This window comes from Streptomyces sp. MCA2 (genome assembly GCF_023544705.1).
Taxonomy (GTDB): Bacteria; Actinomycetota; Actinomycetes; order Streptomycetales; family Streptomycetaceae; genus Streptomyces; species Streptomyces decoyicus.
In genome coordinates this window covers 1-24,080 of the sequence record NZ_JAMJFM010000076.1, presented here as the reverse complement: position 1 = coordinate 24,080, position 24,080 = coordinate 1, and the positions used below count along the sequence as shown (strand labels likewise).

Here is a 24,080-nt window from a genome sequence, read left to right as displayed (position 1 = left end):
TCAAATCCTGCGGAGTTTGGTGATCTTCTCGTCGGTCTCCCGCTCCAGGGCGGGATCGATGAGGTCGCGGGCGTTCATCCAGTCGTCGTTGAAGACGGTGTCCATGTACTTCTCGCCGCCGTCATTGATCAGGGCGACCATAGTGCTGCCCGGCGGCAGGGACGGCAGCCGGGTCAGGGCCTCGTGGACGACTCCGCCCGCCGAACCGCCGATCAGCAGCCCCGTGCGGGCGACCGCGCGGGCGGCGGCGAAGGCTTCGACGTCGCCGACCTTGACGCCCTCGTCGATCAGGTCGAAGTCGACGAGCGCGCCGATCTCGGCGCCTTCGGGTGTGCCGGTGCCGGACTGGTAGTAGTCGTGGGCCGGGCCGCCGAAGGCGATGGAACCCTTGGGCTCGACGCCGATGGTGGTGAAGTCGGGGTGGAGTTTGCGCAGTTCGCGGGTGGTGCCGCAGAGCATGCCGCCGGTTCCGACCGCGCCGATCACGACGTCGATCTTCCCGTCGAGTGCCTGGTGGAGTTCGTGGGCGACGGGGAAGTAGCCGACGCCGTTGGCCGGGTTGTTGTGCTGCTCGGTGAAGATGGTGTTGTCCTGGCCGCGGGCCATGTCTTCGGCGAGCTCTTCGCGGGCGGCGGTGGCCAGTTCCTCGGTGCCGTCGTCGACGACGTAGACGAGTTCGGTGCCCAGGGCCTTCATGCCGCGCAGCTTGTCGGCGGCGGCGTGGTTGTCGACGACGGCGGTGAAGGTGTAGCCGCGCTCGGCGGCGATGACGGCCAGGCCGAGGCCGGTGTTGCCGGAGGTGGATTCGATGATGCGGCCGCCTGGGCGCAGTGTGCCGTCCTGCTCGGCGGCGTCCACCATCGCGCGCGCCATGCGGATCTTGGCGCTGCCGGTGGGGTTGTACATCTCCAGCTTGAGCAGGAGGCGGCTGCCGGTCTCGGTGCGGCACAGCTCCAGCAGCGGGGTGCATCCGATGAGGTCGGATATGCGGGAGACCACGGCGGGGCGCGCGAGGGCCTCGTTCATGGGAACACTCCTGGGCGGGTCGAAGGTCAGCATGCGGGGCGGCGGTCCAGGCGCCAGCGCGGGCGGTCGCCGAGGCGGTCCAGTACGACCTTGGGCGGCAGCGGCAGGTCGTGGAAGGGGGACTCGTTGGAGTCCATCTGGTAGCCGGCCGTGTTCGGGTAGACGAGCAGGTCGCCGACCCGCGGGCGGGCGGGGAAGGGGACCTTGCGCCAGGTGACCATGTCCGACTCCAGGCACGAGGCTCCGCCCACACACGCGGGGTGCGGCTCGCCGCCGTCCGGCCGGCCGGTGGGGGTCACCAGCTGGGGGTCGGGGAGGTATTCGCTGTTGAACCACTGCTCGGACAGGCTCAGGCTGGTGCCGTCGACGGTGAGGATCCGGTATCCGTCACGGTCCTTGACGCCCTGGACGCAGAAGACCGTGGCGCCCGCCCCGTCCAGCAGCGCGCGGCCGGGCTCCATCATCAGCAGCGTCCCGGTCTCCTTGAGGAGTTCGGCCAGGCTGCTCCGTCCGCCCTCGGGGACGGCGGCCAGGATGGTGCGCAGCGCGCCGGCTCCGGCGACGGGGGAGTGGTAGGGGTAGAAGTCGCCGGTCTGGAACGTCTTCTTCGCGTGGTAGTGCTCCGGCTTCTGCTCAGCGAGGAAGGTGTGCCAGCGGTCAGCGGGGCTGTAGTCGACGGCGAAGCCGCCGCCGATGCTGATCCGGTCGGCCTGAAGTCCCAACACCCGGGCCTTCAGACAGAGGTCGACGAGTTCGCCGGCGAGGTCGGCACGCGGCTGGGTGGCATAGCCGGACAGATGGAAGCTGAAGCCCTCCATCCGTACCGCCTCCCCGGCCCGCACACACCGGTCCAGCGCGGTCTCGATCTCGGCGGCGTCCATGCCGAAGCGGCTGTGCGGCTGGGCGGGCGGCAGCCGGCGCAGCAGCAGCCGCGCCGGGCGCACCGTACCGGTCAGCGCGAGGGTGACCAGCAGGTCCAGTTCGTCGAGCCCGTCCACGGCGATCAGGCAGCCCTGGAGGAGGGCCAGCCGCAGCAGTTCGTCGCTCTTGGCCGGTCCGGTGACGACGATGTTCTCGCCGCGCACCCCGTGTCCGAGGGCCTCGCGCAGCTCCCCGACACTGGCCACGTCGACGCCGGCCTCGTGGGCGGCACAACGCTCCATCCACACGGCCGCCTTGTTGGCCTTCTTCGCGTAATACACCCGCCCCTCCACACCGGCGTCGCTCAGTGCGGTGCGGAAGGCGGCGAGGTTGGCGTCGAACCGGTGCGGGAGCAGGAAGTGGAAGGGGCCGCCGAAGGCGTAGGACAGCTCGTGCAGCAGACCGCTGTCCAGCACCCGGTCGGTGTCCGGGTCGGTGTGGGCGGGCAGGGTCGGCACGGATGCGGTGGAGAGGCCGTTCACTGCCACAGCGGCACCTGCACTCCCAGGCCCTGGTCGAGGGCGAGTTGGGCGAAGCGGTGGCCCAGCGCGATGTCGGTGACGACGAGTCCGCTGTTGTAGGCGAAGATGCGTTCCTGAGCCGAGCGGCGGCCCGCGGTGATACCGGCGACGACGGGCGGGAACTCGGTGTCGACGGCCGGGAATTCCCCGTTCTCGTCGGCCATGTCGGTGCCGGTGACTTTCATCTGCGCCTCGCTGGTCGCCACGACCCGGTCGGCGCGGTGCAGGGTGGAGGGCGCCAGCCCGTGGCCGACAAGGATCGAGAGCGCGCCGGGCTTGAGCCACCCGGCCTCGACGGCTGCCGGGGTGTGCGCGCCGGCGGTGGCGACGACGATGTCGGCGTCGGCTGCCGCGGCCCGCAGATCGGTGACGAGCTCCACGTCCCGGTCCGGGAAGTGCGCGCGCAACTCCTCGCGTACGGCGTCGATGCCCTCGGGGTGGGTGCCGAAGAGCATCAGACGGTCCAGGTCCGGCAGGGTCGTCAGCAGGAACGGCAGGGCCAGCCGGCCCTGGGTGCCGGTGCCGATGACCAGGGCGCTGCGGGCGCCGGGCCGGGCGCACTCGCGGGCCAGGAGGGCGGAGACGGCGGGGGTGCGCAGCGAACCGATGCGGCCGCAGTCCATCATCGCGACGGGCAGTCCGGTGACGTCGTCGTAGAGGGTGAGCGCGGTGTAGTAGTGCTGGTCGTCGCGGCCCTTGTCGAGTCCGTGCTTGTAGGAGGTCTTGATGGCGACGACGTTGCGGGAGCCGTCCCGGCCGAGCATCGCGTAGGAGACCGAGTGCCCGTCGTCGGGCTTGACGGTGAGTTTGCGGGGGTTGTCCGACTGGCCCGCGTGCAGTGTGCGGTAGGCGCCTTCGACGGTCGCGACGACATCGGCCAGGGATATGTCGATCCCGGCGAGGTCCGTCGTCGACAGGATGCGCAGGTTCTTGTCGTCGGCGGGTAGGGAGGGGGCTTCGCTGGCCACGGTGGTCTCGGTCATGTCCGTCCTTGGTGGGGCGTGGGGCGTGGGGCGTCGGGCGGTCAGGCGGCGTGGGCTTCGATGGCGGCTTGACCGTAACCGTGCTCGTCCTGCTCGGCCAGGGGGCGTGTCCGGCGCGCCGGGACACGGACGGAGGCGCGCTTGAGCCAGCGGTCGGTGCCGTCGTAGCGGGCCTGGAAGGGGACGCGGCCGTGCACGACGAGGTCGTTGTCGACGACCAGGACCTCGCCGGGGCTCAGGCTCACGGCGCCCGAGACGCGGGCGAGTTCGGCCGACAGACGCTCGTAGGCGGCCCGGTGGGCGGGGGTCGCGTCGTCGAGCGGGGTGTAGGCCGGGTCGAAGCGGAGGGTGAGGCCGTCCTTGGCGTGGAAGAGCGTGGGCACGCCGGCCGGCTGCCCGCCGTCGTAACTCTGCGCCTCGGTGTAGGCGTCGTCGGGCAGGATCGGCAGCCGCGGGCGGGTCAGCAGCGCGATGTCCGCCTCGGAGAGCCGGACGTTGCGGATGCTGGCGGCGGTGGTGGCGATGTGGTCGTGGTTGCGCATGCAGCCGAGCATCAACAGGTGGGCGCGGCCGGGGTGGAAGGCGTCCTCGGTGTGCGGGCTGAGCAGGACGGTGCTGCTGGCGCCGGTCTGCTCGTTCTCGTGCCCGGGGGCGGGGACGATGTTGTGCACGAAGCGGCCGTCCTGCTGGCCTTCCCAGGCGATGGGGTTGCCCATGACGGTGGCGAGCAGCAGCAGGACGATGTCGTGGACGGCGGCGCTGTCGCCGGCCGTGGCCCAGCTCGAAGGAGTGGGGCCTATCTCGGTGTCGTCGACCTCCAGACCGCGCAGGACGAACAGGCCCGCGTCGGTGTCGACGGGGCGCAGCTCGTGGCGGGTGGACTCGCTCAGTTCGGCGGCGAATTCGGTGACGCGGGCGAGGAGTTCGGGGGAGGTGGCGGAGGTGTGGAATTCGGCGAGGATCTTCTCGGCGACCTGGCGCAATTCACCGACGCCGGTGGCGTCGAGCTGACGGACGGGTGCGGCTCCCGTGGTCATGTCGAGGTGGTCCGTTCCGTTGCGGGTGGGGGACTGCGGGCCGGTTGACGGCGTGCGGACGTGGCGCAGCACTCGACAGCCCGGAAAGCAGGGCGACTTGACGGTGGCCGCCCGGCCCGGAGTCCAGCGGACGCTGACGAAACTACCGAGGAGAGTCAGGTAAGGCAAACCTAACTAAAGATGGGGTGCTCTGGGGTGGTTTGCTCAACTCGCTCCGGATAAAGCCCCGTTGACGCCGACCAGTCGATGTTTTCGGCGCCGCGCGCCCTTGCGGAAATGGTTGTCATTAGGGTAGGCAAACCTAAGCAAACGACCCTGAGTGGAACGAGGCAATGTGAACTGGAACAGGCGTCAGGTGCTCTGGGCCGGCGGCGGTATGGGCGCGGCGGCATTGCTCGCCGCATGCGGAGGCGGCAACAACGCGGCGTCCTCCGGCTCCGGTGGCAAACCGAGAAAGGGCGGCACTCTCCGCATCGGCGCGCTCGGCCGGTCCTCGGCCATCGTCCGCGATCCGCACGGTGTCCAGGGCAACGAGAGCGACTACCTCGTCATCGCCCTCGTCCACGACACCCTCACCGCGCCGGGCCTCAAGGACAACACCGTCGGCCGCCTGGCCACCTCTTTCAAGCCCTCGAAGGACCTCAAGACCTGGCGCTTCACGATCGCCAAGGGCGCTACCTTCCACGACGGCACCCCGGTCACCGCCGACGACGTGGTGTGGTCGCTGCGCCGCCTGCGCAACACCCCCGCCGGCGCGGCCCGACTGCCCGGCATCAAGCCGGACCACATCACGGCCGACGGCAAGGACACCGTCGTCCTCGTCTCCGACTACGCCAACGCCGAACTCCCCTCGATCACCCGCCTGTCGACGTTCATCGTCAAGAAGAACACCTCCGACAAGGACATGGCCAAGGCACCCGGAGCGGGCCCCTTCAAGCTCGACTGGTACCGGGGCGGCAACGCCCGCCTGCTGCGCAACGAGCACTGGCACGGTGGCCAGGTCTACCTCGACGCCATCGAGGTGACCATGTTCGAGAGCCCGCAGGCGATGGCGAACGCCATGATGTCCGGTCAGATCGACGTGGCCTCCAACGCCGGTGCCGTCGCCGCCCGTACCGCCGACGCCCGTCAGGACATCCAGGTCATCCGGCGCCCCAACGACATGGCGATGCCGGTCGTGATGCGCACCTCCGGCGGCCCGTTCGCCGACCCCAAGGTCCGCGAGGCGATGAAGCTCGTGGTGGACCGCGAGGCGATGGTCAAGCAGGTCCTGTCCGGGTACGGCACGGTCGCCAACGACATCCTGGGCACCGCCGACCCCGACTACGCCAAGAGCATCCCGCAGCGCCACCGCGACCTGACCAAGGCCAAGAAGCTGCTCAAGGAAGCCAAGTTCGACCTCTCCCGGACCTACGAGCTGGTCACCACCGAGGACGTCCCCGGACTCGCGGAGTCCGCCACGCTGTTCGCCTCCCAGGCCCACGAGGCCGGCGTCAAGATCAAGGTCGTCAAGCAGGAATCCGGCACCTTCTACCAGAAGACCTGGCTCAAGGGCGACTTCTACACCAACTACTGGGGCACCAACGACTCCCTGGTCTTCTTCGCCTCCAAGACCATGACCACCGGATCGGGCGAGAACGAAGCCGACTGGTCCGACAAGGACTTCGACGCCGCCTATCACAAGGCCATCGCCGCGGCCCGGCCCACGGCACGCACGGCCGCGCTGCGCGAACTCCAGCAGATCGAACACGACGCCTCCGGCTACCTGCTGTGGGGCATGGCCGACGGCATCGACCTGGCCGCCCCCAAGGTCCACGGCCTGCCCAAGCTCCCCGGCTACGGACGCGTCCAGCTCGAAAACGTCTGGCTGGCCACGTGACCGACACGACCACGCGCCCGGCCGAGGCCGTCACCCGACCTGTGGCGGCCTCACCCGCGCGCCGCGCCGGCATCCTCGGCCTGCGGGCCGCCGCCCTCGTGGGCAAACGCCTCATGATACTGCTGGTGCTGCTCGCCGTGGTGTTCGCCGCGATCGAGCTGCTGCCCGGCGACGCGGCCTCGGCCACCTCCGAACGCGGCGAGGGCGCCGCGGGCGTCGCCGCCCGCCGGCATCTGCTCGGCCTGGACCGGCCGGTGTGGGAACGCTTCTGGGACTGGATCACCGCCCTGCCCACCGGCGACCTCGGCACCTCGGCCCGCGGCGAGCGCGTCACCGACCTGCTCGCCGACCCCCTGCCCAACACCGTCCTGCTGGGCGCCACGGCGTTCGTCCTGACCGCTCTCGGCGCGCTCGCCCTCGGCCTGTGGGCCGCCGCCCGCCCCCGGGGCACCGTGGACCGCATCGTGGACCTCACCTCCACCGCCGCCTTCGCACTGCCCGAATTCGTGGTCTCCATCGGCCTGTTGCTGGCCCTGTCCCTGTGGACGGGCTGGCTGCCGGCCGCCACGGTCACCAGCGCCGACGGCTCTCCCGCGAGCTGGACCATGCTGGTGATGCCGGTGCTGGCCCTGACCATCCCGCAGACCGGCTGGAACACCCGGATCGTGCGGGCCGCGCTCGCCGACCAGGCCTCGACACCACATGTGGAGGCCGCCCACCTCGACGGCCTGCCCACCCGGCGGGTCCTGCTGCGGCACGCCCTGCCCGGCGCCTGGCCCGCCATCGCCACCGGAGTGGCCACCGCCACCGGCCCCCTGCTCGGCGGCACGGTCGTGGTGGAGACCCTCTTCAACTACCCGGGCATCGGGGCCGTGCTGGCCGGTGCCGTCGCCGACCGCGACACCCCCGTCATCGCCGGCGTCGTCGCCTGCGCGGCCGCGCTGATCACCGTCATCCTCCTCCTCGCCGACCTTGTCCGCGCCCGCACCCTGGGAGCCCGCCCATGACCGCCACCGCGGTCCGCCGCCCGTCGGCGCCCGCCCGCCGCAGCCGGCCACGGATCCTCGCCCCGATGGCACCCGCCGCCCTGCTGGTCCTGGTGGCGGTGACGGGCCCGCTGCTCGCCGCCCACCCCCTCGACAAACCCGTCACCGAGCCCTACGCCGAAGCCGGCGGTGCAGCCCTCCTGGGCGGTGACCAGCTCGGCCGCGACGTCCTCAGCCGGCTGCTGCACGGCGGCAGCGCACTGATCGGCAACGCCCTGATCGTGGCCCTCACCATCACGCTGGTGGCCACGCTGCTGGGCTGCTTCGCCGTCCTCAGCCCCCGCCTGGGACGACTCGTCGAACGCATCGCGGACACCGCGATCCTGCTGCCGCCCGTCCTGGGCATCATGCTGCTCGCCCTCGCCTGGCCCGGCGGCGGCCGCCTCGCCATCACCGTGGTGGCCATCTTCCTGGGCATCCCCTACGCCGTCCGCATCGTCGCCAGCGCGGCCGCTCCGCTCGCCACCACGGGATTCATCGAAGCCGCCACCGCGAGCGGCGAACGCATCGGGCATCTGGCCCTGCGGGAAATCCTGCCCAACCTCCGCGCCACCGTCCTGGCCCTGTTCGGCCTGCGCTTCGTCGACGCCGTCTACGTCATCTCCATGGCCGGCTTCCTCCAGCTCGGCCCGCAACCCCCCGAAGCCGACTGGGCACTGATGATCCGTGAGAACGGGCCCGGCATCCTCCTCAACCCCTGGGCCGTCGTCGCTCCCGGCCTCGCCATCGGTCTGCTCGCCATCAGCGTCAACCTCGCCGCCAACGCGTTGGCGCCCGCCACCGCCCGAAGGGCCGCCCTGCGATGACCACCACCGGGCGTTCCGCGCCCACACCCCAGGACACCTCCTCGGCCATGACCGACTCCCCGCCGCCCGTGACGGTCACCGACCTCGCCATCGGCCTCCCCGACGGCCCGGCCCTGCTCCAGAAAACCGGCCTCAGCCTGCGAACCGGCCGGATCACCGCGCTCACCGGCCCTTCGGGCTCCGGAAAGACCACCCTGCTCCGTGCCCTCATCGGAGACCTCCCCTCCGGGGCCCAGGTCACCTGCGGCTCCGTCGAGGTCCTCGGCCAGGACGTTTTCACCCTCGCGCCCGACGCCCTGCGCGCCCTGCGCCGCCACCGCATCGCCTACGTCGGACAGGACCCCGGCTCCGCACTCAACCCCCGGATGACCGCCGGACAGCTGATCGCCGAAGTCGCCACCGACCCCACGCCCCAGGCCGTCGCGGCCCTGATGACCGAGTGCCGGCTGCCCGCCGAACTCGCCCACCACCGCCCCGGCGCCCTGTCCGGCGGGCAGCAACGCCGGCTCGCGCTGGCCCGCGCCCTGGCCCGGCACCCCGATGTGCTGCTGCTGGACGAACCCACGGCCGGCCTCGACTCGGCCCTGCGCGACGAGATCGTCGCCCTGCTGCGCAGGCTCGCCACCGACCGTGGCATCGCCGTCATCCTGGCCTGCCACGATCCGCAGGTCGTCGAGGCCTGCGCGGACACCGTCAGCACCCTCCGCGCCCCCGCCACGGCCCACACGGCCCCCGGTGCCCCGGTCCGCAAGCCCGGCCGCCCCCGCACCGCCGGGCCCCCGGCCGCCCCGGACGACGGCCTGCGCGCCGCACGTCTGGACGTCGCCTTCACCCACCGGGGCCACACGCACCAGGCCCTGAAGGAGGCCGACTTCCACGCCCCGCCCGGTTCGGCCACCGGGCTCATAGGTCCCTCCGGATCCGGCAAGACCACACTGCTGCGGACCCTGGCCGGCCTCCAGAAGCCCGACGCCGGCACCCTCACCTGGAACGGCCGGCCGCTGCCCGCCAGCGCCCGCAAGCGCAACCGTGACCAGCAACGGCGCATCCAGCTCGTCCCGCAGAACCCCCTGGGCGCCCTCAACCCCGCCCGCACCATCGGCGCGTCCCTCACCCGCCCCCTGCAACTCCACCGCACCGTCAGCAGGTCCGAGATGCCGGCCCGCGTCGGCGAACTCCTCGAAGACGTGGGCCTCCCCGCCGACTTCGCCGCCCGCTACCCCCATGAGCTGTCCGGCGGTCAGCGCCAACGGGCCTCCATCGCCCGCGCCCTGGCCACCGAACCCGACCTGCTGCTCTGTGACGAAGTCACCTCGGCGCTCGACCCGACGACGGCCACCGCGGTCATGGAACTCCTCACCCGCCTGCGCGGCGAACGTGGGCTGACCCTCGTCCTCGTCAGCCACGAACTCGACCTCGTCACCGCCTACACCGACAGCCTCCACCTGCTCCGCGAAGGACGTGTACACCTGGCAGGCGAGAGCGAGAGCGAGAGCGGCAAGAGGGAGGGCGAGAACGAGGCCGAGGACGAGGGTGAGAACGAGGGCGTTGCCGCGCAGCGGGCGTGACGCTGCCGCATGCCCCGGGCCCGCCGCCCGTCAGGTCAGTGCAGATCAGGTCAGGTCAGTGCAGGCAGGTCGCGGATGAGGTCCGCCGCCTTCTCAGCGATCATGATCGTGGGGGCGTTGGTGTTGCCCCGCACCACGGTGGGCATCACCGAGGCGTCCACCACCCGCAGGCCGTTCACCCCGTGCACCCTGAGCCGGGAGTCGACCACCGGGCCGATCGAGCAGGTGCCTGCCGGGTGGTACAGGGTCTGGAGCTCACGGCGGGCGAACTCCAGCAGTCCGGCGTCGTCCGTGGAGCGGGGAACGCGGTGGTCGGCGCGGCGGTGCTTGCGCAGACTGGGCCGGTCGGCGATGTCCAGCAGCATCCTCAGCGCCCGCACCATCGTCGCGCGGTCGTCCTCCGTGGCCAGATAGTTGTGCAGGATGTGCGGTGCGGCACTGGGGATCGCCGACCGCAGCGAGACCTTGCCCCGGCTGGTGGGGGCGAGCAGGACCGCGCCGAACATGAAGGCGTGGTCGGTGACGGGGCTGATGCCCTCCTCGTGGAACATCACCGGGGTGGCGTGCACCTGGATGTCCGGGGCGTCCAGCCCCTCGCGGGTCCGGTGGAAGCCGCCGACCTCGCCGACGTTGGACGTGAGCGGGCCGCGGGCCTCGGTCTCCAGCAGGCGGACATTGTCCGGCGTCTCGGCGGTCAACAGGGTTGCGGTGTCGGTCAGATAGGACAGACCGACATGCGCGTGGTCCTGAAGGTTCTCGCCCACCGGGAGGTCCACCAGGGGCGTGATGCCGCAGGCCGTCAGTTCCTCGGCCACGCCGATGCCGGAAAGCATCAGCAGCTGCGGGGAGTTGTACGCACCGGCCGACAGCACCACCTCCCGCTCGGCGCGCCGTTGCAGCAGCTCCCCGCCCTGTTCCAGCTCGACGCCCATGGCGCGGTCGCCGTCGAACAGGATGCGGGTGCACTGGGCGCCGGTGAGCACTTCGAGGTTCGGCCGGGTCAGCGCCGGCCGCAGATAGGCGACGGCCGTGCTACAGCGCATGCCGTCGCGCTGGGTGAGGTGGTAGTAGCCGACGCCGTCCTGCTCCGGGCCGTTGAAGTCCGAGGTGAAGGGGTGGCCCGCCTCCTGGGCGGCCGCCACCCAAGCAGCCATCAGCGGATGCCGGGAGCGGCCTTCGCTGACGGTCAGCGGCCCGCCGGCGGCGTGCCACGGAGGCAGTTCGCCCTGGAAGTCCTCGGCACGCAGGAAGTAGGGGAGGACGTCGTCCCAGCCCCACCGTTCGGCGCCGGCCGCGGCCCAGGCGTCGTAGTCGCGCCGGTTTCCACGGATGTAGATCATCGCGTTCATCGACGACGAACCGCCGAGCATCCGCCCCCGGGGCAGAAAGCGGCGCCGGCCGTCGAGGCCCGGTTCGCAGGCGCTGAGGTAGCTCCAGTCGTACTTCGTCTGGAACAGCTTGCTGAAGGCGGCCGGAACGTGGATCTCCTGGGCGTCGTCCGCCGGCCCGGCCTCGATGAGCAGAACCCGGGTGTCCTCGTCCTCACTGAGCCGGGCGGCCAGCACGCACCCCGCCGACCCGGCACCCACGATGATGTAGTCGTACACGCACACCCGTCCTTCTCCACCGGCCCGTTCCCCGACCCTGTTCACCCAACCTGGAGGAACGGGTCGCCCCACACCGGGAAACAAGCCATTGTCACCGGGCGCCGGACCGCCGGGATCACGCGCGGGAGCGCGCGCCGCCGACGAGGGCGCCGCACGCACCGTGATTCTTCGCAAACCCACACTGTCCGTTTTTGTCTGTGGTTTCGTGATACCTTCCTCCCGCTTCTTATGCTGCCATGACATTCCTGGGCGGACCGCGGATGCGCCGTCGCCTTTTCCGGAAGGACCCCCGGTGACATCCCGTTCCCGCAGTCGGTTACGTGCTGTTGGAACGGACTGCCGTGTCCGGGCCCGCGCCGAGAACGGCCAGGCGGACCCTGCGGCCCCCGGCGTCCAGGCCCTGAAGACCCTGCGGCACGCCGTCCGTGCCGGCCATGTCCCCGCTGACGGCACGACCGATATCGCCAAGGTCTCCGGGCACGGCTCCCGGGAACGGCCAGCCGAGCGCCGGCGCTGACGGCGCCGCCGACACCCCGGCTCTGCCGGTGCAGCTCCGCGTCAGGACCTGACGCGGCCACATCGATGTCACTTCTTCCTTAGACAGGCTCATGAAACGAATAACCTGGGGGCGCGCCGCCGCCATCGGCGTCTGCGCCTCGATCGTTCCCGCCGTGCCGGCCGTCGCCGCTCACCCCTCGGCTCCGGCCGACGGGAAGGCGGTCACATACCACGGCGCCTACCGGTCGCTGCCGGGCGACCGGCCGTCGTCGGACTCCACCGTCGCCGCGGCGACTCCCGCACCGGACGACACGGCGAAGCCTTCCCAGGGCGTGACGCCGGAGGAGATACGCAAGGCCCAGGAGGCCGAGCGCTACTGGACACCCGAGCGCATCCGTGCCGCCGTCCCCGTGGACGCGGTGCGGGACGCCGGGCAGCTCCCGGAGGGGCAGCGTCGCGCCGGTGCGGCGGCGGGCAACCGATCGGTGGCCCAGCCGAGCCATCCGGCGCACGCCGGGGTCGCCACGGTCGGGGTGTTCCTGATCCGCAACGACGACGGATCGCCCACCCCCAACCAGTTCTGCACCGCCAGTGCGGTGACCTCGTCGACCAAGAGCCTGGTCCTCACGGCGGCGCACTGCCTGAAGAGCGACAAGCCTCCCCGCAATGTCGCGTTCGTGCCCGGCTACCGCGCCGGGGCCTCACAGGCCGGTGAGTCCGGGGAGACCCCGTACGGGATCTTCCCGATGGAGCAGGGCAAGGTCTGGATCGACAGCCGGTACCTGGCCAGGACACCCAGCGACGATGTGGACTTCGCCTTCCTGCGCGTCGGCCCCAACTCCCAGGGGCAGCTGCTGGAGGACGCCGTCGGCCGAGGCAACAGCCTCACCTCCGTCCCCGCCACCCAGCTGGCCCGCCGTGATGTCACGGTCATCGGCTACCCCGGCGGTCAGAAGACGCCGTTGCAGTGCACGAACGACACCAAGGCCTTCCAGGGCCGGTTCATGGAAATCACGTGTGCCGGCTACCGTTCCGGCGTCAGCGGCGGTCCGTTCCTGGAGAGCTTCGACGGCAGCCGCGGCAACCTCGTCGGCGCCATCGGCGGCTACAAGACCGGCGGGGCCAGCGACGACGTCTCGTACACCTCGCAGTTCGACAACGACGTCTTCCGTCTCTACCACCAGGCGGTCGACGACGCGGCGCCGGACACCGTCAACCCCTTGGGAAGCGCGTCCACTTGGCAGCACGCCACGGGCCTGACCACCGGCCGGTTCCACACCGACTCGGTGCGCAACGGCACCGGTGACCTGATCGTGCGCTGGTCCGACGGAGAGGTCTCGCTCTACCCCGGCAACCGCCGGTACGGCTTCGCCAAGGACATCCAGCTCGCCAAGAAGGACGGGCCCTGGAAGCAGGCGAAGGTCGTCACCGCGGGCGAATTCACCGGCAACACCACCGACGACCTCCTCGTCCGCTGGGCCGACGGCAAGCTGACCCTCTACAAGGACGTCAACGAAACCAACAAGCTCACCCAAGCGGTCCAGCTCAAGGGACCCAACGACACCTGGACGCATGCCTTTGGCATCACCGCCGGCCGTTTCGGCGGCGGCAACACCCGGCGCGACGACCTGGTGGTGCGCTGGTCCGACGGCGAGGTGACCCTCTACACCAACGTCGACGGCAAGGGTCTGCACGCGGAGAAGCGGCTCGAAAAGCGCAACACGACATGGCCGCACGCCCGCGACATCGCCGCCGGCAACTTCGCCACCGAGTCCGGCGACCAGGACCTGTTCGTCGCCTGGTCCGACGGTGAAGTCACCGTCTACGAGAACACCGGGGCCAAGGGCCTCACCGCCGCCGCGGAACGCCGGCTCCGGCCCGCGAAGTCCGCGTGGCGCAACACCAGCCTTGCCGTCTCCGGTGCCTTCGGCGGCGGTACCCGCCAGGACGATCTGATCGCTCGCTGGCCCGGCGGACAGCTCGTCATGTACGGCGACACCACGACCAAGTCGCTGGGCCGTGAAAACGTCCTCGTTCCCCCGCAGATCAGCTGAACCAGCACGTCTCGCGCCATGAATGCCTTCCGGTTCTGCCACAGAACCGGAAGGCATTTCGCTTTCCCCGGCGGGTCCCGGCTGTCGCCGCCGGTCGTCTCGTGCCGTCGTCGTCCGCCCAGTCGCATCATTTGGTCCCGTTGAAGATGCACAGGTCACGAGGGCGGCGAGACTTGATGTATGGCAGAACAATCCCGAACGCGGGTTCGGTCGTCCTCGGCTGCCCGGAAAGACAAGAAGAAGCCGACGAACGATCCCGGTGCGGTGGCTCGCCGGGCCGCTGAAATGTTGCAGAGCCTCATCAGCCACCGGGTGGAAGGTGTCACGGCGGTACGGCGCACCGACGACGGCTGGTGTGTCGAGGTGGACGTGCTGGAGCTGGCGCGGATTCCGGACACCACGAGCCTTCTCGCGACCTACGAGGTGAAGCTCGACGAAGACGGCGAGCTGCTCGAGTACTACCGGACCCACCGCTACCGACGTGGTGCGGCCGACCAGTGAACGCACCGCGCTGACCAGCTGAAAGGGCACCCAGATGGCCACCACGACTTATTCAGGCATGTCCGGCGAGGTCATTCCCTGCCCGCCGAGAGCCGGAACGCTCTACGACGTGATGGAACTCATCCTGGACCGGGGGATGGTCATCGATGTGTTCATACGGGTGTCCCTGGTCGGGATCGAGATCCTCAAGATCGATGCCCGCATCGTGGTGGCCAGCGTCGATACGTATCTGCGTTTTGCGGAGGCGTGCAATCGACTGGATCTGGAGCGCGATTCGGGCAGCGTGACCGTCCCCGAACTCTTCAGCGGCCAGGCCGCCAAGAGCATCGGAAAGCACAAGGCGAAAAAGGCGGCCTCGTCCATTGGCGACACCGTCCGCTCGGTGGTGGGCGGGGGCGACGACTCGGATGACGACGCCGAGGAGGAAGCGCAGCCGAAGAAGAAGCGGCGCAGCGGTTCCGCCCGGTCCGGAGCCGCTTCCCGCCGGCGGCAGTCAGAGGAGGAGTGACCAGTGACGGATGACGGCATCTACGTCTACGGCATCGTCCGGGCCGAGCACCCGCTGCCCTCGCACCTGGGCGGAGTGGGGGAGCCCCCGGGGGCCGTGGAGCGCATCGTCGAGGGGCGCGTCGCCGCGGTCGTGAGCCAGGCACCGCCGAAGCTGCGCGCCCGTCGCCGCGACCTCATGGCACACCAGGAACTGCTGCTGGCCCTGGCCGAACACGGGCCGGTGCTGCCCATGCGGTTCGGCATGGTCGCGCCGGACGAAGCAGTGGTCCGCCGACAGCTTTCGGACGCCGAGGAGCGTCATCTGGCCGCCCTGGCGGACCTCGCGGGCCGGGTCGAGATCAACGTCAAGGCGATGCCGGCCGACGACTCGCTCGCCGCGCTGGTCACAGGCGACGTCACCATCCGCGGGCTGCGGGAAGCGGTGCGCCGGCAACCGAGCTACGAGGCGAACATGCGGCTCGGAGAGGCGGTGGCCACCGCGCTGTCGCGCCGGGCCGCCGAATCGGGTCGCGAGATCGTGCGAGCGCTGACGTCCCGGGCGCACGCGGTCTCCGCCGGGCCGGAGGTTTCCGGGTGCCAGGTCAATGTGTCCTTCCTGGTGGACCGGAGCGACAGCGCCGACTTCACCGCGGAGGCGGAGCGCCTCGCCGGGCAGTCCCGCGATCGCGTCGTCCTGCGGGTGGTGGGCCCGCTGCCCTGCTACAGCTTCCTCGAACCACGCGCGCTCGCGGGCCGGGCCGGAGGCTGAGATGGGGCTGATCAGCGGTGTGCTCACCCTGCCGCTCGCGCCCGTGCGGGGTGTGGTCTGGGTGGCCGACCAACTCGCCCAGGCGGCCGACCGCGAGCTGCACGACCCGTCCGTGATCCGCGCCCGGCTCGCCGCGCTGAACCATGAATTCGAGTCCGGGCACCTCAGCAAAGAGGCCTTCGAACACGAAGAGGAGCAGCTGCTCGACCTGCTGTACGAGAGCTGACCGGCCGCCGGGGAGAGGCATCAACGCCCTGCGCGACCGACGAGCGGGAGCCCGGCCGGCAGCCGCCCTGGCCGGCGGTCACCTGCCGCACGCGACCACGACGAAGAGGAAGGAGGGACCACGTGACCGACATCGATGAGAGATGGGGCGCTCCTCCTGCCAACGGCCCGAGCACCTCGAACCTCGCCGACATCCTCGAACGCGTCCTCGACAAGGGGATCGTCATCGCCGGTGACATCAAGATCGACCTTCTCGACATCGAGCTCCTCACCATCCGGCTGCGCCTGTTCGTCTCGTCCGTGGAGACGGCCAGGAAGGCCGGTATCGACTGGTGGGAGACCGACCCCGCGCTCAGTTCCAAGGCGGCGCGGAACGAGCTGCGGGAGGAGAACCGCCGGTTGCGCGAGCGCGTGGACGCACTGGAGTCCGGCGATGGCGACGACGGCGACGACGATGGCTCGCCCGCCCACCGGCCGAAGGACACGGCAGGGGCGGGGACATGACGACGGAGCGGCTCGATACCCCCACGAACGTCACCGCGACCTACGTCTTCGCCGTCTGCCGGCAGCTCGATCCGGGGGCCCTCACCGGACTCGCCGGCCTGGCGGACGGGTTCCCCGTGCGCGGTCTGCGGTTCGGGTCCCTCACGGCGGTCGTCCAGCACGTACCCGCGGCCGAGTTCACCGAGGACGCATGGCAGCAGCGGCTGTCGGACCGGGAAGAACTGGAGCACTGTGCCCGCGCCCACCACGACGTGGTGACCGCGGCCGCCGCCTGCGGGCCCACGGCGCCGCTGGCACTGGCCACGCTCTACCGGGGCGACGAGCGGGCGCGGCAGGCCCTGGAAGCGGATGCCGACCGGTTCGCCGCGGTGCTGGCACGTATCGAAGGCCACGCCGAATGGGGGGTGAAGGTCTATCTGCCCGCGGCAGCCCCAGAGTCCGCCGCGACCGCACCCCCTGGACCTCCCGTGAGCGGCGGCGGGGCGGCAGGCGGAGCGGGCCGCGCCTACCTGGAACGGAAGCGGGGGCTGCACCAGGCACGGGAGCAGCACCATGACCGCGCGCTGCGGACCGCCGAGGACATCGACACCGCCCTGAGCCGCCTGGCCACCGCGACCCGCCGGCTGCGCCCGCACGGCCCGGAGCTGACGGGGGAGAAGCACCGCCTACAGATCCTCAACGCCACCTACCTGGTGTCCTCCGTGCGCGTCCGGAGACTGCTGGAGGCGGTGGCGGGCCTGCGCCAGGGCACCGGAGCGGACGTCGAGGTGTCGGGCCCCTGGGTCCCGTACTCCTTCGTCGGGGAGGTGTGAGCCGTGTCCGCTCCGCATCCCGTCCCCTGGGAGACTCCGGGCCCGCTCACCGGGCCCATCGGTGTCCCGTTGGTCGACCTGCTCGACCGCGTGCTGTCCACGGGGGTCGTCATCAGCGGGGACCTGGTCATCGCCATCGCCGATGTGCCTCTGGTGCGGCTCTCCCTGCACGCACTGCTGTCGTCGGTCAGCGAACGGGTGCCCGCGCCGTGGTCGGACTCGGGCCCGCTATGACGGAACGAAGCGGTGCGCGCGAGGGCAGACTCGACATCGACCGTGAACAGATGGGGCGCGACCTGGTCTCGTTGGTACTCACCGTGGTGGAGCTCCTGCGGCAGTTGATGGAACGGCAGGCGATCCGCCGGGTGGAACAGGGAGACCTCAGCGACGCGCAGGTGGAACAGATCGGGGAGACCCTGATGCACCTCGAAGAGCGGATGACCGAGCTGTGCGATCAGCACGGCCTGCACCTCGAAGACCTCAACCTCGACCTCGGGCCCCTGGGGTCCCTCCTGCCGCGGAACTGAGGGCCCTCAGCCGACGGCCCTGGCATCGGGGCCCGGTACACCGCCGGCCGGGCTCCTGCCGGGCTCGCGCTTGCCCTTGGCCCAGGCGACCAGGACGAACGTCACGCTGATCAGGAGTGCCCAGGCTCCGATCTTCTCCACGGCGACGGGCTGCCAGCCGTGCAGCTGATCGGGGTAGCGCCAGGCGCCGAGGTAGGTGGCGATGTTCTCCGCCAGCCACAGGAAGAAGCCGATCAGGGTGAAGCCGAGCGCAAGGGGCATGCGGTGGCGGGTGTGCCCGACGGTGAACGTCACCTGGGTCCCGGCCGTGGCCGCGAGCAGCGCGACGGCGAGGGGCCAGCGCAGGTCCGGCAGCCAGTGATGGCTGAAGAAGTTCGCGTAGATCGCCACGGCCACCACCGAGGTGGCTCCGGCGCGGTAGCGGATCAGTTCCAGGTCCATCACATGCCAGGCGCGGCAGACGTAGCTGCCCACCGCGGCGTAGAGGAACCCGCCGTACAGGGGCACGCCGGCGAACTTCAGCACGGCCGGCTCCGGATAGCTCCAGGACCCGAGGGCGACCTTCACCACCTCGAAGGCCAGCCCGATCACATGGCACACCGCGATGACCGCGAGGTCGCGCCCGCTCTCCCAGCGGCAGGCCAGGAACACCGCCGTCAGCAGCACCCCGTAGGCGACCAGCAGGTCATAGCGGGCGATCGGCAGCTGTGGCAGCGCCTGGGACACGGCCACCCCGGACAGCAGCGCGATGGCGAAGGCACAGCAGCGCGTCTCCAGCCAGGCGAAGAGCAGCGCCTTCCGTAGCAGGGAACCAACAGTCGACATATCTATGCCGACGCAACGGGCCCGCGCAACGGTTGCCCCGGGTCCGACTCCGGCTCCGATCCCGATACCGGCTCCGGCTCCGACCCCGGTCCTGACCCCGACCCCGGTCCCGACCCGGGGCCTTGCCCCAGCTCCCTTCCACCCATCCGCCGGCCTCGCAGTGCAGCGGCCGGCCGTCAGCCGACACGGGCGACCGCCCGCACGGGAGCGCCGTCGGCGGCGAGGCGGAGCGGGAAGAGCGAAAGCTCGACGGGGCGGTGGGCGGCCCGGGCATCGAGGACCGGCCCCAGGTTGGTGAGGTTCTCGGCGATGACGGCACCGGCTCCGCACAGGATGCGATGGGCCGGGAGTGACCCGTCGCCCTGGGCATCGCCCGGCTCGGGAGTGGGATCGACGCTCAGGGCGTCAACGGCGAGCGTGCGGACGCCCGCGTCCACGATCCCCCGGGCGGCTTCGGAGGTCAGCCAGGGGTGGGCGAGGTAGTGAGCCGTCCCCCAGTACGCGGACCAGCCGGTGGCGAGCACCAGCACCGTCCCGGGGCGCAGCCGCTCCAGGGCGGGGGCGAGGTGCGGGGGAGTGACGGCCGCGCGCGGTGCCAGGCCGCGCAGGTCCGCCACGACGGCCGGACCGGTGAAGCGGTCCAGGGGCACCTCGTCCAGGGTGGGCCAGCGGTCGTCCACGTGGAAGGGGGCGTCGACATGGGTGCCGGACTGTGAGCCGAGATGCAGCCGCTGCACGTTGACGCCGTCTTCGGTGACACGCAGCGCGGTGTCGATCTCGACCTCGGGGTCGCCGGGATAGACGGGCATGCCGGTCATGAGAGGGACGGACAGGTCGACCCAGGTCGGCGAGGTGGTGGTCATGAGGAGCGCTCCGGGAGTCGGGTCAGGCTTCGGTGGGCGCGAGCCCGGCCGCGGGAGTATCGGTGCCCGGACCGGTGATCGGCGGGGCCGGGGTGTCGGCGGTGCGGACGAGCCGGGCGCCTTGTGGGCCGTAGGCCGCGCGGGGCTCGGGGAAGAGCGCCAACAGGGCGAGGAAGAGCACCGCGGCGGTGGCCAGGGACAGCGGCAGGCTGATGTCGATGCCGTTCGCGAGCCCGCCGAGCGGCCCGACGAACTGGCCGGGGATGTTGGTGAACACCAGACCGACCACGGCGGAGACCCACCAGGCGGTCAATCCGCGCCAGTTCCAGCCGTGGGTGAACCAGTAGCGGCCGCCGCGCTGACGCCGGTTGAAGACCTGGAGGGCATCGGGGTCGTACCAGCCACGCCGGGTGAAGAAGCCGAGCATCATCACGACCATCCAGGGGGTGGTGCAGGTGACGATCAGCGTCGCGAACGTGGAGATGCTCTGCACCAGGTCGAGCCCGAAGCGGCCGAGGAAGATGAAGGCGGTGGACACCACGCCGACCAGCACGGTCGCCTGCACACGGGAGAGCCGGGGGAAGACGCTGGAGAAGTCCAGTCCGGTGCCGTAGAGCGTGGTGGTTCCGGTGGACATACCGCCGATCAGGGCCAGCAGACACACGGGCAGGAAGTACCAGCCGGGCGAGATGGCGAGCAGGCCGCCGACGTAGTCGGGAGCGCCGGGATCGACGTACCGCGGTGCCTTGGTGGCGATGATGCTCGCGGTCGCGAGCCCGAAGACGAACGGCAGCAACGTCGCGATCTGGGAGAGGAACGCCGCGCCCACGACACGGCGGCGCGGGGCATCCGCCGGGATGTGGCGGGACCAGTCGCCCAGGAAGGCACCGAACGACACGGGGTTGGAGAGCACGATCAGTGCGGCGCCGATGAACGACGGCCAGAACAGGGACTGGGCGCCCGGCCCGCCGGCCGCGTGGGCCCCGGCGTACGAGGGGTCGAAGTCACCGCCGAAGGCGACCGCGCCGAGGAGGAAGAGCGCCGTGGCCGCGGTGACCGCGATCTTGTTGATGAAGAGCATGAACCGGAACCCGTAGACGCACACCACCATCACCAGCCCGGCGAACAGCGCATACGCGACCACATAGGAGACCCCTGAACGGGGCAGGCCGAGCAGCCGGTGGGCACCGCCGACCAGCGCGTCCCCCGAGCTCCAGACCGAGAGGGAGAAGAAGGCGACAGCCGTGAGCAGCGACAGGAACGAACCGACGATCCGGCCGTGCACACCGAGGTGTGCCGAGGAGGCGACGGCGTTGTTGGTGCCGTTGACCGGCCCGAAGACGGCCATGGGGCAGAGGATCAGCGCTCCGGCGACCAGGCCGAGCAGGGTGGCGGCGAGCCCCTGCCAGAAGGAGAGCCCGAAGAGGATCGGGAAGGCGCCGAGAACGCAGGTGGAGAAGGTGTTGGCGCCGCCGAAGGCCACCCGGAACAGATCCAGGGGCGTCGCGGTGCGGTCGGCGTCCGGGATCCTGTCGACGCCGTACGGCTCGACTTCGGTGAGGGAGGGCGGGGCTTGCTGGGTCACGCGGACTCCTGCGGGCTTACGGGAGACAAGGGCTTGCTCGGGTGGCCGGCGACCCGATGACCAGCAGTGTCCGGGGGCGCGGGGCACGCGGCAACGCGTCGGAGAACGAGAATGCGGGGTTGCCCCTTGAGCGATCGAACAAGAGGATTGGGCGATTGCCACAAGCCTGCATTGCCACAAGCCTGTACTGCCACGAGCCGGTGAGGAGCCTGCATGCGTGTGACCGTCGGCGACCTGGTGCGGATTCCGCATCTGCGGCTGGATCTCTTCGCCGGCGGGGGAGGGCTCGACCGACCGGTCTCCTGGGCGCACGCCTCCGATCTCGACAGCGTTCGTGACTGGCTGGCCGGCGGCGAACTGCTCATCCGCAACGGCCGCACCCTGCCACCGCTGGGCGCGGACCAGGCGGAACTGCTGCGGAACCTGGCGGACGTCGGTGCCAGCGGCCTGGTCGTCGGGGAGGACCCGCAGACGCCCGCCCTGTGTGACGAGCTGGCCGCCGCGGCCGAGGACTGCGGCATTCCCCTCCTGGTGGCTCCGTACTCGGTGGGCTTCGCCGCCATCTCCCGGGCGGTCGCGGACGCCAATTCCCGGGACGACGCCGCACGGGTCGGCCAGGTCGAGCGCGTCTACGCCGCCGTCCGCGACGCGCTGGGAGGCGTGCCCGCGGAGTCACCGGTGGCCCGGCTGAGCCGCGAACTGGGCTGCCGGCTGCTGCTTTTGGACGCGGCCTCGGCCCACCCCGTGGACCCCTCGGCGCCCGAACCACCGCCCGAACTGCGCGCGGCGGTCCGGGCGGCGGTCCGGGCCTGTGAGGGAAAGATCCCCGGCGTCCTCCGTCTGCCGTCGGCGGACAGCGGCACCTCGCTCGCGGTGGAAGTCCCCGCCGAGGAGCCGACCCTCCTGGTGGTCGAGGGCCTCCCCAGCGCCTCGTCCGACACCTCGCTCCTGCACCACCTGGCCACCGTCGCCGCCGTGGAAGTGGCCCGGCACGCGATGGCGCTGGAACACCAGCGCCGGGTCCACGGAGAACTCCTCGCCCACTTGCTCGACGCCAGGACCGACGCACCGACGGCCCGGCACGAACTGGAGGCGGCCGGGCTCGAACCCTCCGCCTGTGTGCTCGTGGCCGCCCAGCACGGCGACGAGCCGGGCCGACGCGATCTGCATCTGACCCTGGGCCGACGCCGCATACCCCACCTGCTGCTCAGCCGGGAACCGCTGCTGCTGGCCCTGCTCCCCGACGACCCGGACGTCCTCATGACCGTACGGAACAAGCTGGGCCCCGCGGTCCTGCTGGGGGTCGGCAACGCGCTCGGCGTCCCCGACCGCCTTCCGACGGCGCACAAGGAGGCCATGTGGGCGCTGAACCTCGCCGCGACATCCGAGGACCGGATCGCCCGGTACGGCGACGACTCCGCCCACACGGTCCTGCGGAGCATCGACGAGGCCCGCGTCGTGGTCGATCGCGTGCTGGGACCCCTGCTGGCCTACGACGCGGCCCACCGAACGGATCTGGTCGGCTCCTTGGACGCGTTCCTGCACTGCCGCCGCTCCTGGCAGCGTACGGCCGCTGCCCTGAACGTCCACAAGCAGACCGTGATGTACCGGATGCAGCGGGTCGAACAGCTCACGGGCCGCACCCTCGCCACGACCGGCGACCTCGCGGAACTCTGGATCGCCCTTCAGGCCAGGGAACTCCTCGGCGGCCCCGCACGCACGGAGGGCCCTGGCTCCCACTTCCGTGGAGCCTTCCGTGGCGCGAGCATTTAGGCGCGGCGGATCCGGGCGGCCAGCATGTGGCCGATGCACAGGTAGACCACGGCGGGCAGTCCGTAGTTCAGCACGGTCCGCACCCATGCGGTGTCCATGGTGAACAGATCGTGCGACCACCCGGCCAGCCAACCGGCCACGGTGTGGACGAAGTTGACCAGATCATTGGCGCGGTTTGCGTCGAGGAGAGCGAAGAGAATCCACAGACCGAGAATCAACGCAGTGAGGTCGGCGATGACGACGACGGCCTTCGCTGCTTCGTTGCTGCTGTAACGAGCGCGTCTGGACATGAACAACGCGTTACCGCTTTCCGCGCATTGAAACGCGCGACGGTCTCGATGGCGCGCTGAAGGCAGGCCGGGCGGACGATGCCGCGCGGCGTGTAGGGGACGTTCCGGGCTGTCCGCAGCTGTTTGCAGCTGTCCGCAGCTGTCCTCAGCCGTTGTCGGCCATGGCGGCGATGTGGGCGCGGTAGGCGGCGATCTCGGCCTCGGTGAGCGCCAGACGGCCGGGACCGGGCTGGTCGGCCGGAAGCTTGGTCGCCTGGACCGCGGCCTCGTACAGGGGGCCGGGCAGGTTCAGCAGCAGTTGTCCCTGCTCAGCGGTCTCGATCACCACCCAGGAGTCCGCGTTCTCGTCGTGAACATCCGTGACCCCGATGGTGCTGATGGCGGTCACGGTCAAAACCGGAGGGATATCGCTCATGGCACCTCCCTATCAGCCATCGCCCGCCACGGCGAATCGCGGGCGGCTACTTGTGAGTCCGTCCGGTACTCGGCAGCTGGTGTGTCGCTGCTGTTCCCCGGGCGTGTCAGGGACGAAGGGGCCCTCTCCACCGACAGTGACGACGCCGTCGACGCTCTACAGGAACAGGACCGGCGCCCGGCATTTCTTGCGGCCCGCTTCCGCGACCGACATCTGTCCCGGCTCGGAAAGCTCGGAAGCTCGGAAAGCCACGCATGTCATGGAGGGGCGGGACCACACACCTTCGTGGTCCCGCCCCTCCATGACACCCGCCGGGCGTCAGTCCTTGAGGGCGTCCTTGCCCTTTTCCTTTGCGTCACGCAGATTTCCCTTGGACTCGCGCACCGCACCGTCGGCTTCGAGACGCTCATTGCCGACCGTGCGGCCGACTTCCTTTTCCGCCTTCCCGGTCGCCTGCTCGGTCTTGGCCTTCGCCTTCTCCACGGCGCTCATGATGCGATCCTTTCGTCGGCGTCATCACTCCGGTGCCCACAGGTCTCTGCGGGAAACGGAGAAA

25 protein-coding genes are annotated in these 24,080 nt (G+C 70.7%); 14 read left to right on the top strand and 11 right to left on the bottom strand.

Translation table 11 applies throughout. From position 1 onward, the window contains the following. Genes M8I34_RS38040 through M8I34_RS38025 form a run of 4 tightly spaced genes read right to left on the bottom strand, consistent with a single transcriptional unit; the run spans nucleotide 1 to nucleotide 4,488 of the window. Nucleotides 1-1,026: a pyridoxal-phosphate dependent enzyme gene (locus tag M8I34_RS38040; protein WP_250057578.1), complete on the bottom strand. Its 1,026-nt coding sequence runs from the start codon at nucleotides 1,024-1,026 to the stop codon at nucleotides 1-3. Nucleotides 1,027-1,052: 26 nt separating this feature from the next. Further along, on the bottom strand, nucleotides 1,053-2,435 hold the full coding sequence (locus M8I34_RS38035; RefSeq protein ID WP_250057577.1) for a Y4yA family PLP-dependent enzyme: 1,383 nt from the start codon (nucleotides 2,433-2,435) through the stop codon (nucleotides 1,053-1,055). Continuing rightward, complete coding sequence (locus tag M8I34_RS38030) at nucleotides 2,426-3,451, bottom strand: ornithine cyclodeaminase family protein (RefSeq protein ID WP_250057576.1); 1,026 nt, start codon at nucleotides 3,449-3,451, stop codon at nucleotides 2,426-2,428. The genes M8I34_RS38035 and M8I34_RS38030 overlap by 10 nt, the downstream gene beginning before the upstream one ends. Before the next feature lie 41 nt (nucleotides 3,452-3,492). Beyond that, nucleotides 3,493-4,488, bottom strand: coding sequence for a TauD/TfdA family dioxygenase (locus M8I34_RS38025; protein WP_250057575.1), 996 nt, complete (start codon nucleotides 4,486-4,488; stop codon nucleotides 3,493-3,495). 334 nt (nucleotides 4,489-4,822) lie between these two features. Here M8I34_RS38025 and M8I34_RS38020 point away from each other — a divergent pair, with 334 nt between their 5' ends. Genes M8I34_RS38020 through M8I34_RS38005 form a run of 4 tightly spaced genes read left to right on the top strand, consistent with a single transcriptional unit; the run spans nucleotide 4,823 to nucleotide 9,787 of the window. Continuing rightward, nucleotides 4,823-6,367: an ABC transporter substrate-binding protein gene (locus M8I34_RS38020; RefSeq protein ID WP_250057574.1), complete on the top strand. Its 1,545-nt coding sequence runs from the start codon at nucleotides 4,823-4,825 to the stop codon at nucleotides 6,365-6,367. Then, the gene (locus M8I34_RS38015) at nucleotides 6,352-7,374 is read left to right on the top strand and encodes an ABC transporter permease (protein ID WP_374211044.1); all 1,023 of its coding nucleotides are present in this window, start codon (nucleotides 6,352-6,354) and stop codon (nucleotides 7,372-7,374) included. Before M8I34_RS38020 ends, M8I34_RS38015 begins: the two co-directional genes overlap by 16 nt. Next, complete coding sequence (locus M8I34_RS38010) at nucleotides 7,371-8,219, top strand: ABC transporter permease (RefSeq protein WP_250057572.1); 849 nt, start codon at nucleotides 7,371-7,373, stop codon at nucleotides 8,217-8,219. The genes M8I34_RS38015 and M8I34_RS38010 overlap by 4 nt, the downstream gene beginning before the upstream one ends. Further along, a complete protein-coding gene (locus M8I34_RS38005) occupies nucleotides 8,216-9,787 on the top strand; it encodes an ABC transporter ATP-binding protein (RefSeq protein WP_250057570.1) in 1,572 nt (523 codons plus the stop codon). Before M8I34_RS38010 ends, M8I34_RS38005 begins: the two co-directional genes overlap by 4 nt. Nucleotides 9,788-9,837: 50 nt before the next feature. Here M8I34_RS38005 and M8I34_RS38000 read toward each other — a convergent pair whose 3' ends face one another. Next, entirely contained in the window at nucleotides 9,838-11,394 is a 1,557-nt protein-coding gene (locus tag M8I34_RS38000) for an FAD-dependent oxidoreductase (RefSeq protein ID WP_308372777.1), read from the bottom strand. Between the two features lie 608 nt (nucleotides 11,395-12,002). Here M8I34_RS38000 and M8I34_RS37995 point away from each other — a divergent pair. From M8I34_RS37995 to M8I34_RS37955, 9 genes are all read left to right on the top strand, one after another. Beyond that, nucleotides 12,003-13,946: a serine protease gene (locus M8I34_RS37995; RefSeq protein ID WP_250057566.1), complete on the top strand. Its 1,944-nt coding sequence runs from the start codon at nucleotides 12,003-12,005 to the stop codon at nucleotides 13,944-13,946. A 180-nt stretch (nucleotides 13,947-14,126) separates the two neighbouring features. Next, nucleotides 14,127-14,447: a gas vesicle protein gene (locus M8I34_RS37990; protein ID WP_250057564.1), complete on the top strand. Its 321-nt coding sequence runs from the start codon at nucleotides 14,127-14,129 to the stop codon at nucleotides 14,445-14,447. 34 nt (nucleotides 14,448-14,481) lie between these two features. Continuing rightward, complete coding sequence (gene gvpJ / locus M8I34_RS37985) at nucleotides 14,482-14,955, top strand: gas vesicle protein GvpJ (RefSeq protein ID WP_250057562.1); 474 nt, start codon at nucleotides 14,482-14,484, stop codon at nucleotides 14,953-14,955. Between the two features lie 3 nt (nucleotides 14,956-14,958). Then, the gene (locus tag M8I34_RS37980) at nucleotides 14,959-15,705 is read left to right on the top strand and encodes a GvpL/GvpF family gas vesicle protein (RefSeq protein WP_250057560.1); all 747 of its coding nucleotides are present in this window, start codon (nucleotides 14,959-14,961) and stop codon (nucleotides 15,703-15,705) included. A 1-nt stretch (nucleotide 15,706) separates the two neighbouring features. Next, the gene (locus tag M8I34_RS37975) at nucleotides 15,707-15,931 is read left to right on the top strand and encodes a gas vesicle protein GvpG (RefSeq protein ID WP_250057558.1); all 225 of its coding nucleotides are present in this window, start codon (nucleotides 15,707-15,709) and stop codon (nucleotides 15,929-15,931) included. A 122-nt stretch (nucleotides 15,932-16,053) separates the two neighbouring features. Continuing rightward, nucleotides 16,054-16,434, top strand: a complete 381-nt coding sequence (locus M8I34_RS37970) for a gas vesicle protein (protein ID WP_250057556.1) — start codon at nucleotides 16,054-16,056, stop codon at nucleotides 16,432-16,434. Next, nucleotides 16,431-17,246, top strand: a complete 816-nt coding sequence (locus tag M8I34_RS37965) for a GvpL/GvpF family gas vesicle protein (protein ID WP_250057554.1) — start codon at nucleotides 16,431-16,433, stop codon at nucleotides 17,244-17,246. Before M8I34_RS37970 ends, M8I34_RS37965 begins: the two co-directional genes overlap by 4 nt. A 3-nt stretch (nucleotides 17,247-17,249) precedes the next feature. Then, a complete protein-coding gene (locus M8I34_RS37960) occupies nucleotides 17,250-17,480 on the top strand; it encodes a gas vesicle protein (protein ID WP_030077989.1) in 231 nt (76 codons plus the stop codon). Beyond that, complete coding sequence (locus M8I34_RS37955; protein WP_250057552.1) at nucleotides 17,477-17,773, top strand: gas vesicle protein K; 297 nt, start codon at nucleotides 17,477-17,479, stop codon at nucleotides 17,771-17,773. Before M8I34_RS37960 ends, M8I34_RS37955 begins: the two co-directional genes overlap by 4 nt. A gap of 6 nt (nucleotides 17,774-17,779) precedes the next feature. Here the strand turns inward: M8I34_RS37955 and M8I34_RS37950 are convergent, their stop codons facing one another. The 3 genes from M8I34_RS37950 to M8I34_RS37940 all read right to left on the bottom strand — a co-directional run bounded on the left by M8I34_RS37950 (nucleotide 17,780) and on the right by M8I34_RS37940 (nucleotide 21,046). Further along, complete coding sequence (locus M8I34_RS37950) at nucleotides 17,780-18,598, bottom strand: DUF817 domain-containing protein (protein ID WP_250057550.1); 819 nt, start codon at nucleotides 18,596-18,598, stop codon at nucleotides 17,780-17,782. Nucleotides 18,599-18,774: 176 nt separating this feature from the next. Continuing rightward, nucleotides 18,775-19,461, bottom strand: coding sequence for a cyclase family protein (locus M8I34_RS37945; protein ID WP_250057548.1), 687 nt, complete (start codon nucleotides 19,459-19,461; stop codon nucleotides 18,775-18,777). A 22-nt stretch (nucleotides 19,462-19,483) separates the two neighbouring features. Continuing rightward, nucleotides 19,484-21,046 (bottom strand): cytosine permease, encoded by a 1,563-nt coding sequence (locus M8I34_RS37940; protein ID WP_250057546.1) that lies wholly within the window; start codon nucleotides 21,044-21,046, stop codon nucleotides 19,484-19,486. 213 nt (nucleotides 21,047-21,259) lie between these two features. Here M8I34_RS37940 and M8I34_RS37935 point away from each other — a divergent pair, with 213 nt between their 5' ends. After that, nucleotides 21,260-22,819 carry a PucR family transcriptional regulator gene (locus tag M8I34_RS37935; RefSeq protein WP_250057544.1) on the top strand — a complete coding sequence of 520 codons (1,560 nt, stop codon included), beginning with the start codon at nucleotides 21,260-21,262 and terminating at the stop codon, nucleotides 22,817-22,819. On the opposite strand, the gene M8I34_RS37930 is transcribed toward M8I34_RS37935, so the two are convergent. The 3 genes from M8I34_RS37930 to M8I34_RS37920 form a co-directional block, all read right to left on the bottom strand. After that, entirely contained in the window at nucleotides 22,816-23,109 is a 294-nt protein-coding gene (locus tag M8I34_RS37930) for a hypothetical protein (RefSeq protein ID WP_030989066.1), read from the bottom strand. The two genes, M8I34_RS37935 and M8I34_RS37930, sit on opposite strands and share 4 nt — an antisense overlap. Before the next feature lie 145 nt (nucleotides 23,110-23,254). Next, nucleotides 23,255-23,524, bottom strand: a complete 270-nt coding sequence (locus tag M8I34_RS37925) for a hypothetical protein (protein WP_158713157.1) — start codon at nucleotides 23,522-23,524, stop codon at nucleotides 23,255-23,257. A gap of 318 nt (nucleotides 23,525-23,842) precedes the next feature. Further along, the gene (locus M8I34_RS37920; protein WP_244416580.1) at nucleotides 23,843-24,016 is read right to left on the bottom strand and encodes a CsbD family protein; all 174 of its coding nucleotides are present in this window, start codon (nucleotides 24,014-24,016) and stop codon (nucleotides 23,843-23,845) included. Nucleotides 24,017-24,080: the final 64 nt, after the last annotated feature.